Annotated in this window: 12 protein-coding genes; 10 read left to right on the top strand and 2 right to left on the bottom strand. The window is 37.9% G+C overall.

Annotation, left to right across the window (positions count from 1 at the left end; all coding sequences use genetic code 11):
* The first annotated feature begins 127 nt into the window (after nucleotides 1-127).
* Together NSQ71_RS02745 and NSQ71_RS02750 are read left to right on the top strand one after the other, a co-directional pair.
* Nucleotides 128-1,537, top strand: a complete 1,410-nt coding sequence (locus NSQ71_RS02745; RefSeq protein WP_339198653.1) for a processed acidic surface protein — start codon at nucleotides 128-130, stop codon at nucleotides 1,535-1,537.
* 1 nt (nucleotide 1,538) lies between these two features.
* Nucleotides 1,539-2,180 (top strand): class D sortase, encoded by a 642-nt coding sequence (locus NSQ71_RS02750; RefSeq protein WP_063386345.1) that lies wholly within the window; start codon nucleotides 1,539-1,541, stop codon nucleotides 2,178-2,180.
* Between the two features lie 220 nt (nucleotides 2,181-2,400).
* Here the strand turns inward: NSQ71_RS02750 and NSQ71_RS02755 are convergent, their stop codons facing one another.
* Nucleotides 2,401-3,777: an amino acid permease gene (locus NSQ71_RS02755; protein ID WP_340734395.1), complete on the bottom strand. Its 1,377-nt coding sequence runs from the start codon at nucleotides 3,775-3,777 to the stop codon at nucleotides 2,401-2,403.
* 535 nt (nucleotides 3,778-4,312) lie between these two features.
* Between NSQ71_RS02755 and NSQ71_RS02760 the strand changes: the two genes are divergently transcribed.
* The 3 genes from NSQ71_RS02760 (at nucleotide 4,313) to NSQ71_RS02770 (ending at nucleotide 9,027) form a co-directional block, all read left to right on the top strand.
* On the top strand, nucleotides 4,313-6,742 hold the full coding sequence (locus NSQ71_RS02760) for a PBP1A family penicillin-binding protein (RefSeq protein ID WP_340732742.1): 2,430 nt from the start codon (nucleotides 4,313-4,315) through the stop codon (nucleotides 6,740-6,742).
* A 213-nt stretch (nucleotides 6,743-6,955) separates the two neighbouring features.
* Nucleotides 6,956-7,705 (top strand): MurR/RpiR family transcriptional regulator, encoded by a 750-nt coding sequence (locus NSQ71_RS02765; RefSeq protein ID WP_066246933.1) that lies wholly within the window; start codon nucleotides 6,956-6,958, stop codon nucleotides 7,703-7,705.
* Between the two features lie 125 nt (nucleotides 7,706-7,830).
* Complete coding sequence (locus NSQ71_RS02770; protein ID WP_340732745.1) at nucleotides 7,831-9,027, top strand: fructose PTS transporter subunit IIA; 1,197 nt, start codon at nucleotides 7,831-7,833, stop codon at nucleotides 9,025-9,027.
* A gap of 404 nt (nucleotides 9,028-9,431) precedes the next feature.
* Here the strand turns inward: NSQ71_RS02770 and NSQ71_RS02775 are convergent, their stop codons facing one another.
* The gene (locus tag NSQ71_RS02775; RefSeq protein ID WP_063386339.1) at nucleotides 9,432-9,779 is read right to left on the bottom strand and encodes a hypothetical protein; all 348 of its coding nucleotides are present in this window, start codon (nucleotides 9,777-9,779) and stop codon (nucleotides 9,432-9,434) included.
* A gap of 333 nt (nucleotides 9,780-10,112) precedes the next feature.
* On the opposite strand from NSQ71_RS02775, the gene NSQ71_RS02780 reads away from it, so the two are divergent.
* Genes NSQ71_RS02780 through NSQ71_RS02800 form a run of 5 tightly spaced genes read left to right on the top strand, consistent with a single transcriptional unit; the run spans nucleotide 10,113 to nucleotide 13,850 of the window.
* Nucleotides 10,113-11,360: an NAD(P)H-dependent oxidoreductase gene (locus NSQ71_RS02780; RefSeq protein WP_340732747.1), complete on the top strand. Its 1,248-nt coding sequence runs from the start codon at nucleotides 10,113-10,115 to the stop codon at nucleotides 11,358-11,360.
* Nucleotides 11,361-11,397: 37 nt separating this feature from the next.
* Nucleotides 11,398-11,823: a transcriptional regulator GutM gene (locus NSQ71_RS02785; protein WP_242009285.1), complete on the top strand. Its 426-nt coding sequence runs from the start codon at nucleotides 11,398-11,400 to the stop codon at nucleotides 11,821-11,823.
* Nucleotides 11,824-11,848: 25 nt separating this feature from the next.
* Nucleotides 11,849-12,376: a PTS glucitol/sorbitol transporter subunit IIC gene (gene srlA, locus NSQ71_RS02790; protein WP_066246929.1), complete on the top strand. Its 528-nt coding sequence runs from the start codon at nucleotides 11,849-11,851 to the stop codon at nucleotides 12,374-12,376.
* A 51-nt stretch (nucleotides 12,377-12,427) separates the two neighbouring features.
* Nucleotides 12,428-13,462, top strand: a complete 1,035-nt coding sequence (srlE, locus tag NSQ71_RS02795) for a PTS glucitol/sorbitol transporter subunit IIB (protein ID WP_340732750.1) — start codon at nucleotides 12,428-12,430, stop codon at nucleotides 13,460-13,462.
* 28 nt (nucleotides 13,463-13,490) lie between these two features.
* Nucleotides 13,491-13,850 (top strand): PTS glucitol/sorbitol transporter subunit IIA, encoded by a 360-nt coding sequence (locus NSQ71_RS02800; RefSeq protein WP_063386335.1) that lies wholly within the window; start codon nucleotides 13,491-13,493, stop codon nucleotides 13,848-13,850.
* The last annotated feature ends 62 nt before the right edge of the window (nucleotides 13,851-13,912 follow it).

Consider the following 13,912-nt stretch of genomic DNA (forward strand, 5'->3'; position numbering starts at 1 on the left):
GAAGTCCAGCCCCACTTTTTTTGTGCATGTAAAAATTTTTGTAAAAATTGTAAAAATTTTGTTGATTGATTCGTTATTCCTATTTATAATTTTCTCAAGAGATATAAAAAAAGAGGAAAAGAGGATTATGATGAAAAAATGGGGATTCATATTACTAGCTTTTATTTTGTGGATAGGAGTGATGCCAAAGCCGTCATCAGCTGCACAACAAGCATCTTTTGAGAAAGAACTGAATCAATATTTAGAGGAAGTAAGTAAACAAAGAGGTTTCAAAGTTACAAGAGAACATATCGAATTTTCGTTAGCTCAATATGAAGAAAAGATCGAAAATTTTGATTCTGTTGAAGAACTTCGTGATTTTTTAGGAGAGGTCATTCAAAAAGATTTAAGCAATTTAACCGAAATATATGACGAATTTAATTTAAATGAAGCCAGTTTGCGCCAGCTGCTTCAAGAACACGGTGAAGATCTAGATGAGTATGTGTTTGTAGAAAATTTGTATGATGCCGTCATGCTTTACATAGAGCGTGATCCAAATTTTGATAAAAATTTGCAAGACTATTTGGCGAAAATTAGTAGTATTAGAGGATTTCCTGTGACGATTGACTATATTAATAGATCTTTGAGTTTATATGAGAGAAAACTGGAAGACTTTAAAACCGTTAAAAGTTTAGAAAGATTTTTAGGAGAAGTTATTAAAAAGGATTTAAGCAATTTATCCTATATTTATGATGAATATGATTTAAATGAAAAGGAGTTGCGCCAGCTGCTTCAAGAACACGGAAAAAAATTGGAGGATTACGTTTTTCTAGATGATTTGGAAGAGGATGTTATAACATTTTTAAGTGAAGAATGGGATGCTGGTGTAGAAGACGAGCTCCTTTACGATTTATTAACGGTTTTTGAGCAGGAATACGGATTGACAAAAGAAGAAATCGAGCGGTTAAAGAACCATTTGCGATCAATTGAAGAGCATCTTATGAAAGAAGAGACAATTATAGCTTTGTTGGACTTGGCGGATCGGATGATGGCTTTTGAAGGGTTTGATGAAGCGACAGAGCTTACAAAGAGCCAAATCGAGGAGTTAATTTCGATTTTTAAAGATTTTCAACGTATTTTTAAAATTAAAGTTACATTTTCCCTTGTAAAAGATGGGTCTGAAAAGGAGCTTTCGCTGTTTGATCTATTTAACTTGAAAGAATTGATCAATGCAAAATTGAAAATCAACATATACAGTGAAAGTGGAGAATTTTTGGCTGATCTCCTCATTACCGGAGAAATCGTTGATTCAGATACGTTACATCGAACTGGGCAAACGATTCGTCACGGCGCTCAAGAAGCCAAAAGTGTGAAACAAGAGAAAAACGTTTCGCAAAAAATAGAAAAAAAGCTAAAAGCTGTAAAGGACAATGAGCATAAAACAGTAAAAGGTGCAAAATTGCCGAAAACAGATTCCGGCTATGGCGTGAATGCTATTGTAGGATTGTTCATTGTTTTAGCGGGATTTTTAATTTTTAGGCAAGCAAGGAAGGTTTAATATGCTGGAAACTACAAAAAGAAGCAGCCGAAACAAGCGGTTGTTTCTTCTTTTCTTTGCATCAATGATTATATTAGCCGGCCTATGGTTTTCAGCCGCAAATAGCTATAAACTTTTCAAAGGAATGCTACTGCCTGAGACCCATTCTGAAATGAAACAGAAGGCGGAAGCTGCACAGCCGGCCCCAGAAAAAAATACGAAGGCAGAAAAGGTTTTATATCCGACACGACCTAAAATTGGGGAGCAAATAGGAGAGCTGTTTATTCCAAAACTAAATGCAGTACTTCCGATATACCATGGAACGAACGAAGAAGAGCTTGAAAAAGGGGTCGGTCATTTTGCAGGAAGCGTATTGCCAGGAGAGGCAGACAATTCGGTTCTTTCCGGTCATCGCGACACCGTGTTTCGTAGGCTGGGGGAAGTAGGAAAAGGAGACGAGTTAATCGTCACAACTTCAGCTGGAGAATTTACTTATAAAATCTATAAGGTTCGGATCGTTGATAAAGACGACCGGACCGTGATCGTTCCGAAACCGAGGGCTACGTTAACTGTCAGTACATGTTATCCGTTTCATTTTATCGGCTCCGCGCCGGAACGATACGTGCTCGTAGCATATCTTGTTTCCGAGAAGCTGAAAAAATAATCTGTTATCTTGACCTATCATAATGTTTCCAATTCCCGTCTTCCGGTGGGAAAACTATCATAAAAACGGCTTTAGCCCTGTGTTCTAAAGGGCTAAAGCCGTTTATAATCGACTGTCTGACAGGGGAAGGTTTCCCCCCTAAAATTTGTTATCATGTGCATTTTTCAAGACACTGCATTTTTTTGACAGAGTTACGAATGAGTCTTTTAATGTCCTTATTTTACGGACTTTCTACCTTATCCTTGTTATTTTTATCACTTTGTTCTTTTCTGTTTTTATTCATAAAAGAAAATATGGTGAGCAGTGCTAAGATGACAAGGCAAACAGTAGAACCGATCATATTTTTCTTATTAAAGATAAAAGAGAAAAAGATGACCAATAATGAAACGGTGGCTACTATCGTTGTGTATGGGAACCATTTTACTTGGAAATATGGTTTCTCCTTATACTGAGAACGAAGCTTTAGCTGAGCCAGACAAATGCTTGTCCATAATAAAATAATCGTAAAACCAGGTATCGTCATTAAATAGCTGATGACTCGGTCTGGAGTCATATAAGCTAACAATACCCCAAATAAAATACAGATAGCCGTAACGGTAATACAGTTGATCGGTATTCCTTGTTTGGAAATCTTTAAAAATCTTTTTGGCGCTTCACCGCTTTGAGCCATGGAATATAATGTTCTGGAAGTTGCGTAAATCCCTGAGTTCGCCGCTGATAAAACAGCAGTAATAAGGACAAAATTCATAATATGAGCGGCTCCAGGAAGACCTGTGATGCTCAATACTTGGACAAATGGACTGTCTTCCCCTGTCACTTGATTCCACGGCATTAAACCACAAATAATAAGAATAGGAAGCATATAAAAGAGAATAACTCTCCACATCGTTCCTTTAATGACTTTTGGCAAAACCTTTTCTGCATCTTTTGTTTCTGTGACCGCAACACCGATTAACTCAGCCCCGCCGTATGAAAACATGACGACTAAAAAGGCGCTTAACATTCCTCCAATTCCATAAGGAAAGAACCCGCCGTGTGCCGTATAGTTAGAAAAAGGATCATCAATATTGCTCGGAATAATTCCAAACAAAATGCCAAAGCCTAATAAAATGAAAGCGATTAATGCGAAAATTTTAATTCCTGCAAACCAAAACTCAATTTCACCATAGTACTTTACTTGAAACAAATTCATTCCAACGATTAAAACCATACAAAGGAGACTTAAAAGCCATAACGGTACGGTTGGAAACCAATATTTCAGAAAGCTTCCTGCTGCTAAAATTTCAACAACGGTGACAACAATCCAATTGATCCAATAAAGCCATCCTACAATAAAGGATATATGGAAGCCAAAAGCTTTATAAACAAGATGCTGAACGTTTAAGTTCGGATAAACAATCGCCATCTCAGCCAGTGCCGTCATGACAATAAATAATAAAAGGCCTCCTAATAAGTAAGCTATTACAACACTTGGGCCGGCAATATTTAATGTATCTGAGCTCCCTTTAAAAATTCCTGTTCCAATCATGCCTGCTAGCGCAATAAACTGAACATGTCGAGGTAATAACCCTTTTTTTAATGTTTGATCTTTTTCCATGGTGTTCATGCCTTTCTGTCCATTATGAAAAATATACTAGAATAACTGGCAGCATACTTTTTTACTTAATCGCTTTTCAGGTTTTACGCTTTTCTGCGTTTAAGTAAAAAAATAAATATGTTTCTAGTATATAATATTCTTTCGATTCATCAAAGAATAATGAAAAAACTCATTGCTATAAAACTGTTACAATTTATGGTAAATAGCAATACTCTTGAACTTCGAAGATATTTACGGAGCAAAGATAAGGTCGATTTTTCCTCTATTTAGTAGGAACTTATTACGATCTGTTCGATAAAACACTTCCTAAATGAAGAGGAATGTTATGAAGGTTCGCAAATCTTTTTCAAAACAGGGGTACTATTCTAAAAAGTGTTTTATTTTAAGAGTAGTTCAAATAAGTGTTATAATTTTTTTGTAAAAAAAATTGTCTGTTGCCGACAAATTCCACCACAAAAATCTTCTCGTCATCCGTATAATCTTAATCGTGTATTATTTATAGATTACCTTCTATACAGGTTAGGAGGAGACGGAAATGGGAGATCAATATCAAACGCGTATGGAGAAACGTCAAAAAAAGAAATCAGCTTCTAAAAAATCTCCGCTCATAAAAATCATGACAGCCTTTATGCTTGCGATTATCGTAATGATGACTGCGGGCGGTATCGTGGTATTGTCTTACATTATAAGCGCCCCTGCACTAGACCCGAAATTACTGAAAGATCCGTTATCCTCAACCGTTTATGATATGTATAATGAAAAAGTGCGAGATATTTCAGGAAGCGAACATCGGAAAATCATCAAAATCGAAAATATACCGAAAAATGTACAAAATGCGTTTATCGCAACAGAAGATGTGCGGTTTTTTGAGCATAATGGAATCGATTTTAAACGAATCGCAGGTGCAACCGTTGCGAATGTAAAAGAAGGATTCGGCGCTGAAGGCGGAAGTACGATTACCCAGCAGGTAGTCAAAAATTCATTCTTAACGCCTGAAAAAACGCTCAAGCGAAAAATACAAGAAGCTTACTTGGCTGTTCAGTTGGAACGACGCTACTCAAAAGAAGAAATTCTTGAAATGTATTTAAATAAAGTGTATTTCGGTCAAGGAGCATACGGGGTTGCGACAGCGGCAGAAACATATTTTAACAAATCCGTGAAAAAGCTGACGATTAGTGAAGCTGCGCTGTTGGCGGGGCTGCCGCAAAGACCGAGCGAATACGATCCATTTAAAAATCCGGATTTAGCTGAAAAAAGAAGAAATATAGTATTGTCGTTAATGAGGAAGTATGGCTTTATTACCGAAAAAGAAGAGCAAGATGCGAAAGCGATCCCGGTTGAGAAATTATTAAAGAAGAAAAAAGAAGGGCCGAAATATCAAGCGTTTATCGATCAAGTCATCAAAGATATAGTTGATGCCGGAATATCGGAAAAGGATATCTATACGGGCGGTTTAAAAATTTATACAACCCTTGATCCGGATGCTCAAAAATTTACAGAAAAAGTGCTGACAACTGATCAATACATTTATTATCCAGACGATCAGTTCCGGGCAGGAGTCGTGCTACTTGATACACAGACTGGCGCCGTCAGGGCAATTGGCGGAAACCGCAACTCAGATCAAGAAGTACAAAGAGGTTTTAACTACGCAACACAAACGAAAAGACAGCCAGGTTCGACGATTAAGCCGATCTTGGATTACGGCCCGGGAATCGAACATTTCAAATGGTCTACATATAAACAGTTCATTGACGAGCCGCTCACCATCCATGGCAAAGAAATCAAAAACTGGGACGGTCAATATCGCGGCAGTATATCGATGCGAAAAGCGTTACAATGGTCTTACAATATACCGGCTGTAAAAGCATTTTTGGAGGTAGGGGAAGACCGGGCAAAAGAATTTGCGGAAAAACTCGGAATCCCGCTCGATCAGATCTATCCTTCATATGCGATCGGAGGCTTTAATAAAGGTGTGTCCCCGCTTCAATTGGCTGGGGCGTATGCCGCTTTTGGAAATGAGGGCGTTTATCATAAGCCTTTTACGGTAAGGAAAGTCGTCTATCCAAACGGTAAAGAAATCGATCTTTCTTCCAAACCGGTGAAGGCGATGAGCGACTATACCGCCTACATGATGACCGATATGTTGAAAACCGTCGTGAAAGAAGGAACAGGGCGACTGGCGAACATCCCAGGACTTCCACTAGCAGGAAAAACAGGAACAACCAACTTGCCGGAAAATATACGAGGAGATGGAACATCTGATGCCTGGTTTGTCGGCTACACGACTCGTTATGCGGCTGCGGTTTGGACGGGATACGACCAGACGACTCAGGAAACGTATGTGACAAACGAGAAGGCGAAGATTTCAAGACTTATTTTTAAAGAAATCATGTCTCACGTTTCTGAAAAAATAGAAACACCTGATTTTGAAAAACCGGACAGCGTCGTCGAAAGAGTGGTTGGCGGCCGAACTGAATTATTTGTAAGGGGAACTCCAATCCCAGCAATTCCAAAACAAAAAGAAAAGGATAAAAAAGAGGATCAAAAACAGGATCAAGTAAAAGATAATGAACAGGAGCAAAAACAAGAAGAGGAAAATCAGGAGCCAAAAGAAGAGAACAATCAAAATGACATGGATAAAGAGCAGCAAGAAAATTCTGAGGACAACAAAGAGCAGCCTGAAGATAATAAAGAAATAGAGCAGCCAAATCAGCCTCCTGCCAATGAACAGCCGCAACCACAACCGCCAGCTAACAACGGCAGCGACCAAGGAAACGGCCAAAAACCATCAGGAGGAAATAACGGAACTGACGGATCAAATAATAGTGGAAACGGCGGCTCGAATAGCAACGGGAATGGCAGCGGATCAAGCAGTAATAATGGTCCAGGAAAAGGAGCCGGCACAACCAATCCGAACGGAAAATCACAATCTGAAAAGCAATCAACGGATAACGGCAGTCCATAAACAAAAGGGCTGAAAAAACATACTAACAATAGTAGTGCAGACCACGGCCATGGTTTGTGCTGCTATTTTTTTGTAGAGATGAGAAAGTTTGTGTTCATTTAGGAAAAAACATATAGCTTGCAGCAATTGTATACGCTTTTATCGACTTCAAATTTGATATAATTAGAGCAATCGGATCTGTGTCAGCAAAGATTTGTAGAGGTGATTTTCAGAATGTTCTTAGAAGAGCGTGCTCAAAAATTTGAATATAAGTTGAATGATACAGATGATCAAATCATCGAATATATTGTGAATAATAAAAAGCTTGTTGTTACGATGTCTATTCAATCACTTGCTGCGTCTTTATATACAGTTCCAAATACCATTACAAGACTCTGCAAAAAACTAGGATATGATGGGTATTCCCATCTTAAAAACAGTCTTAAGGAAGAATTGCATACAGAGCTAAAAGGACAGGATATGGTAGAAAACAGCTTATATACAACTGTACAAAAAACGTTTGATTTAATGGATATGGATAAGATTAAACTTGTAACAAGGTTGTTACGTGAAGCAAAAAATATTTTATTTTTTGGTGTAGGAGATTCAGTGATTTTTTGTGAAATGATGGTCAAAAACTTGAAGGTTGCCGGAAAACAATCCGATTATTCTATTCATCCTCACGAAATCAGGCATGGGATCAACCGGCTTAAAAGTGGAGATATTCTTTTCCTTATTAGTTTATCAGGAGAAACTCCTCAAGTGTTGGAAATGGCAGAGCTAGGCAAGATGAAATCAATTTGTGTCATATCGCTTACTCATTTTTATCGTAATTCTCTTCAGAAATTAGCAGATGTCAATCTATATTGTCATGCTCCTAAGAAATTGCTGAACGGCTACAATGTCACTGATAAAACATCTCCAATGATTGTTTTGCGTACTTTGTCAGAATACTTCTGGAAAGAAACGTGCGGATGTGTATAAATACACATGAAAGCGCTCTATTAAAGAATAACTGTGTAAAAATAAGAAGAAATCTCTTCTTCTTTTTTTTTATGCTACGATAAGGCTAAAGTTACAGCAATTGATAAGTAAAGGAGATTGATTTTATGCAATTAGTATCTGCGACATCACCTGATTTAATTAGTACGAATCAATCCTTTGCTTCGAAAGATGAAGTTATCAATTTTTTAATTAAAAAATTATATGAAGCAGGGAAGCTGTATTCGGAAAAAGATTTTTACCAGGCTGTCATGGAAAGAGAGAGTTTATCCCCGACAGGCTTTGAAGGCGGACTGGCGATTCCGCATGGTAAGTCGGCAGCAGTAAAAGAAGCAGCATTTGCCGTTGCAACTCTAAAAAAACCGATCATTAACTGGGAAAGCATTGATCCAAATAATGAAGTGACTTTGGTTGTATTGCTTGCTATTCCTGAAAATGAAAGCGGTTCAACACACCTGTCGTTATTATCAGAACTTGTGAAAAGGTTATCAAATGAAGAGTACAAAAACCGTTTATTGAAATCGAAAACCAATTATGAGTTATTTTATCATTTAGATCATCAATTTCAAGAAGAAAATGCTGAAGCAGCCAATAAAATGAATAAAACAATTTTAGCAGTTACCGCTTGTCCGGCTGGCATTGCCCATACTTATATGGCGGCAGAGGCGTTAGTAAATGCAGGTAAAGAGCTTGGAGTTGATATTTTCGTTGAAAAGCAAGGAGCGAACGGCATTGAAGACCGCCATACTACACAGTTATTAAGAAAAGCCGATGCTGTTATTTTTGCGACTGATGTGGCGGTAAAAAATGAAGAAAGATACAGTCATCTTCCCAAAGTGAAAACCTCTGTGGCCGCACCGCTGAAAAATGCAAAAGCGATTATCACGCAAGCATTAGAGAAATCTGAAAATGTCGAGAAAAAGGAATATGCTGGTTCGGTTAACTCTTCACATGGGACAGAAGAAAACGAGAAAAAAAGCTTTAAAACTGAAATAAAGGATTCCATCTTAACAGGAATTTCTTACATCATTCCGGTTATTGTCGCTGGAGGTATGACTCTGGCAGCTGCTGTATTGATCTCCCAGGCTTTTGGTCTTCAGGAAGTTTATGATACAGAAGGGTCATGGCTTTGGCTGTTAAGACAGTTGGGCGGAACATTATTAGGGACTTTAATGGTTCCAATTCTTGCGGCATATATGGCCTACTCGATTGCGGATAAGCCGGCATTGGGGCCGGGGTTTGCGGCAGGCGTAGCTGCAAATTTAATTGGCAGCGGTTTTCTGGGCGGTATGCTCAATACCTAGACTAAATCTCACTGCTTCAGCCATTAATCGATGCATAAATAACATAAAACTTCCTGTTACAAAAAAACTAGTCTCACATAAAAAATATGCTTCATTAATAATCATTCCTTATAAAGTAAGGTAACATAATCAATCACACGAATGATGAAGGCACAACAAACATTAAAAAAATTACTTTCTTATTTCGGCCTATTTTTAATTGGGGTGCACTTGATGCGAAGTGCCCCTGTTTTTTATTTTTATATGTATAAAAATTGGATCAGTGAGCAATAACACTTTATTTCTGAGATGATGGAAGCTGCGAATGCTATATGACACTTGTTTCATCACTTTCATTTTATGTTCACCCGTCAGAATCGCAGCTTTCATTTTGATATTATTAACAAAATCTCCAGAAGCTTCAGCTATTTCTTCCGTTTTTGCTTCTCTTTAAATGTTTTAAAAACATCTCGTGTTTGCTTCATATATTTATAAATGCTGTAAGGTTTTTTTATGATCCGGATCGGAAGGGAAAGCAAAAATTTACTGAGGTCATTCCGGTATTCCTCTGTAATCTCAGCCGGTTTATGAACAATTTTTTCATACACCTCATGGTAAAATTCGTTTAATAAATCAATTTTTATTTCAACTGTGTGATGGCAGTTTGCACATTCTATCCTTGAAATTTTATCGTTAATGTAAGTAATGATATGATCTTGTTCCTCATTGCAATGAATACAAAATAACGTTGCTTCCATTTCTTTAATTTCCACGTTCTTCACCTCTTTTTATGAAGGATGAATTCTCCAAAATCCTTCTCTACACTAAGTATATTATTCAAAGCTGCATTCATTTCCTTCTATAAAAATGTTTCTAAATGCCAACAATTGATAAAACATCTTCAACGATTTAAATCATTATAACCAAATTTTAATATGTATTTCAAAGTATAAAAAGTTTGAAAAATACTTTCAAGAATTTATTGACTTTTTAAACATCTGGAATATAATAAGGATTACAAACGATTAACAAATGTTATAAGTCGTAACAAATGTTACAGGGTACATGCACATACGACAAAAAATTGCCTAGAAGGAGCTGGAAACATGTCTATTTATCAAGAGTTGCTTTCACGGGAACGTGACGGCCAGCCAATTAAAGTAGGTGTTGTTGGTGCAGGTCAAATGGGATTCGGTCTGATTTCCCAAATCTCACGCATACCTGGCATGGTAGTCAGAGGGATTTGTGATGTCAATATTGAAGCGGCAGAAAGAGCTAGCAGCTATTATCAATCGAAATTAACGAAAAAACATCCTGTTCTTGTCAGCAGTGATTACCGAAAAGTGATTCAATCTGATGAAGTAGAAGTCATTGTAGATGCTACAGGGGTTCCTGAAGTTGGTGCAAACATTTCACTGGAAGCATTAAGATCTAGAAAACATTTAGTACTGCTTAACGTTGAAGTAGATATTACAATTGGATCAATTATGCACAATTTGTTTACATCAGCCGGATTAGTTTATACAGGATCTGCGGGAGATGAACCGGCAGCAACGCTTGAACTGTATGAGTTTGCGAAGACAATGGGTCTTGAAGTGCTTGTTGCTGGGAAAGGGAAAAACAACCCGTTCATACCAAACGCCAATCCGGATACATGCAAGGAAGAAGCTGCTCAAAAACATATGAGCGCCCATATGCTTGCAGCGTTCCAAGACGGCACAAAAACAATGGCTGAAATGAATTTATTAAGCAACGCTACAGGTCTCATTCCAGATAAAATTGGTATGCACGGCGTGGAAGCAAATTTGGAAACGGTTGCCGACAAGTTGAATTTACAAGAAAACGGCGGTGTTTTAAGTCAATTCGGAGTAGTTGAATATGTAAACGGATTAGCACCGGGCGTGTTTGTCATTGTGAAAAGCGAATTAGAACCTGTAGATGCAGAATTAAGATATTTGAAAGTTGGCAAAGGTCCTCATTACGTTCTTTACCGGCCTTATCATCTAGCAAGTTTAGAAACTCCTATTACGATTGCAAAAGCAGTATTGCATCACGATACATCGATTCATCCATTAGGGGCGCCAGTTTCAGAAACAGTCGCTGTTGCCAAGCGCGATATTCAAGCAGGAGAAGCCATTGATGGCATCGGCGGCTACTCTGTAAGAGGCGTGCTTGAAACTCATCAAGAGATGAAGAAAAATTCACACATCCCGATCGGTTTAATCAGTGGAAACATTGTTGCAAAACGTTCCATTAAACAAGGTCAATTTTTAACATTAGATGATGTTGAGCTAGATCCAACCACAACCGTTTGGAAATTAAGATCTCTTCAAGATCATCTATTTTCTAACTAAAAAATGCATTTGTGCAGCGCAAAGGGGGTGATTCTTTTTGAAGCTTGCAATCATTTTATCCATGATTTTGCTAGTTCAATATGTGGCGACAATTATACAAGTCAGACATTATAAAAAATATGTTGACAAAATTGTAAGCCATTACAAGGGTAAAGAAGGGTATTTTTTGTACTCAGGCATGAATCGGCGAAAATTTAGTCCCGGCGCTATGGCAATGATTGTAGTGAACAAAGATTATGTTATAGAAGATTGCTATATTCTAAAAGGTATTTCAGTTTTCTCAAAGTTTAAAAAATATGAAAAATACATTGGCCATCATGTAGCCAAAATTTTGGATGATCACCATGAATTCACAGAAAATGCTGCAGGAAAAAAGAGGCAAATCCCTTCATTTTTGGCGGCTTTATCAATGGCGGCCGAAAATGCTATCGTTTCCATTTCAAAGAAAAAGCTTTCAATATAAAATGCGCTGAAAGGAGAAGTGAAAGATGGAATGGTTGAAATGGATTGGTGAACATTTTATCGGAATGTTCCAGGCTGGCGGAGAAACGTTTATGGGTATGTTTACAGGCATTATCCCGACTTTGGTTGTTTTGCTTACATTTACTTATGCAGTTATTAAATTTATTGGTGAAGAGCGGGTTAATAGAGCGATACAATTTGCTTCGAAGTATATGCTGTTACGATATACTGTCATGCCGATATTATCAGTATTGCTGTTAACAAACCCGATGTGTTATACGTTCGGACGCTTTTTGCCAGAAAAGCAAAAACCGGCGTTTTATGATTCAGCTGTATCGTTTGTTCATCCGGTGACGGCGTTGTTCCCGTATGCAAACGCAGGAGAATTATTTGTCTATTTAGGAATAGCCAACGGAATAAAAGAAGCCGGCTATTCTATGTCAGAGCTTGCTGTTCGTTATTTTCTCGTAGGGATCGTAGTTATTTTATTGCGCGGAATTATTACGGAATATATAACAAAATTTTTGGCGCGCAGAATGGAAGCGAAATCTTAAATTTTGGACAAAGATGAAAGCGAGTTCAAATTTTAAAGAGGAGGAGAACATATGTCAAAACGAGCTGTTTTTGTTGCAAAAGGTTCTGGCGGCTGGGGAAAAGGCTTGCGCATTGAACCGAAAGGAAAGAAACAAAAAGTTGTATCCATTACAGGCGGCGGCATCCATCCTGTAGCAGCGAGAATAGCAGAATTAACAGGCACTGAAGCTGTAGATGGTTTTAAAAATTCAGTTCCGGAAGATGAAATGATGTGTGTCGTGATTGACTGCGGCGGAACAGCCAGAATTGGTTTGTATCCAATGAAAAGAATCCCGACCGTTGATATTCTTCCTTCTTCACCTTCTGGTCCATTGGCGAAACACATTACAGAAGATATTTTTGTATCGGGTGTTACTGTGAAGGATATTTATCTTGCGGACGAAGCAGAAGAACAAAACATTCAGACGGATGCTTCGGAAACGGAGCAGCAAGAAAACAGTCCAAAATTCAATGTGAATGATAAGGAAGCATTTAAAGCTCAATACGAACAAGTAAAAAAGGAACACCGTGAAAACAATGAAAATATATTAATGAAGTTTTCAAGAGGAATAGGAAAAGTAACTGGTACTTTTTATCAGGCGGGACGCGATTCTGTTGATATGCTGATTAAAAATATTATTCCATTTATGGCTTTTGTTAGTATGTTAATAGGTATAATTAATTATACGGGAATCGGTGATTTGATCGCTAATACTCTTTCTCCTCTTGCCAGTTCTTTATGGGGATTGATCGTCATCGTTATCGTATGTACAATCCCGATTCTGTCACCGGTGTTAGGTCCTGGAGCTGTTATTGCGCAAGTCATTGGGGTATTAATTGGAAGCCAAATTGCAGCGGGCAACATTCCGCCTCAATTTGCTTTGCCGGCTCTATTTGCCATTAATGGCCAAGTTGGTGCGGATTTTGTCCCTGTCGGTTTGTCTCTTGGAGAAGCGAAGCCAGAAACGATTCAATACGGTGTGCCAGCTGTATTGTACAGCCGTTTAATCACAGGAGTTCTTGCAGTTTTAATCGCATATGCCGCAAGCATCGGCATGTATCAATAATGAATAGGATTTCAAGGAGGATCATAAGATGTCGAAAACGATTATTCGTGAAATCGGTACTCTAGTCCCATCATTTGAAGAAGAAAAAGTTTTAATTCTCTTTGGACCTAATGCTCCTCAAGAGCTTAGAGAAGTATCTGTTATTCATGAATTTGAAGGCGATGTGTCGGATGAGCCGCTTGTTGAGGGCGGAAAAATTATATGGGGCGATCAAGAATATTTCATCACAGCAGTCGGCTCGGCAGCAAACAAAAATTTAAAGGAATTAGGCCATATTTCGATCTATTTTTCCAAACCAAATGAACATGTGCTTCCAGGAGCTGTTTTTGTCGAGCCTTTTACATTCCCACATATCGAAGTTGGAAAAGAAATTCGCTTTGAAAAATAACAATTTTCTTTCTGTTACCATTATAATTTAATACGAACCTAGATTTTATAGAAAGAAGTGGG

It is taken from the genome of Aeribacillus sp. FSL M8-0235 (assembly GCF_038000355.1).
GTDB lineage: Bacteria > Bacillota > Bacilli > Bacillales > Aeribacillaceae > Aeribacillus > Aeribacillus composti.

Excerpts from the sequence above, each read along its gene's own strand:
- NSQ71_RS02750 (WP_063386345.1), top strand. The coding sequence starts at position 1,539 with ATGCTGGAAACTACAAAAAGAAGCAGCCGAAACAAGCGGTTGTTTCTT.
- NSQ71_RS02755 (WP_340734395.1), bottom strand. The coding sequence starts at position 3,777 with ATGGAAAAAGATCAAACATTAAAAAAAGGGTTATTACCTCGACATGTT.
- NSQ71_RS02760 (WP_340732742.1), top strand. The coding sequence starts at position 4,313 with ATGGGAGATCAATATCAAACGCGTATGGAGAAACGTCAAAAAAAGAAA.
- NSQ71_RS02800 (WP_063386335.1), top strand. The coding sequence starts at position 13,491 with ATGTCGAAAACGATTATTCGTGAAATCGGTACTCTAGTCCCATCATTT.
- srlA (WP_066246929.1), top strand. The coding sequence starts at position 11,849 with ATGGAATGGTTGAAATGGATTGGTGAACATTTTATCGGAATGTTCCAG.
- NSQ71_RS02770 (WP_340732745.1), top strand. The coding sequence starts at position 7,831 with ATGCAATTAGTATCTGCGACATCACCTGATTTAATTAGTACGAATCAA.
- NSQ71_RS02765 (WP_066246933.1), top strand. The coding sequence starts at position 6,956 with ATGTTCTTAGAAGAGCGTGCTCAAAAATTTGAATATAAGTTGAATGAT.
- srlE (WP_340732750.1), top strand. The coding sequence starts at position 12,428 with ATGTCAAAACGAGCTGTTTTTGTTGCAAAAGGTTCTGGCGGCTGGGGA.
- NSQ71_RS02745 (WP_339198653.1), top strand. The coding sequence starts at position 128 with ATGATGAAAAAATGGGGATTCATATTACTAGCTTTTATTTTGTGGATA.
- NSQ71_RS02780 (WP_340732747.1), top strand. The coding sequence starts at position 10,113 with ATGTCTATTTATCAAGAGTTGCTTTCACGGGAACGTGACGGCCAGCCA.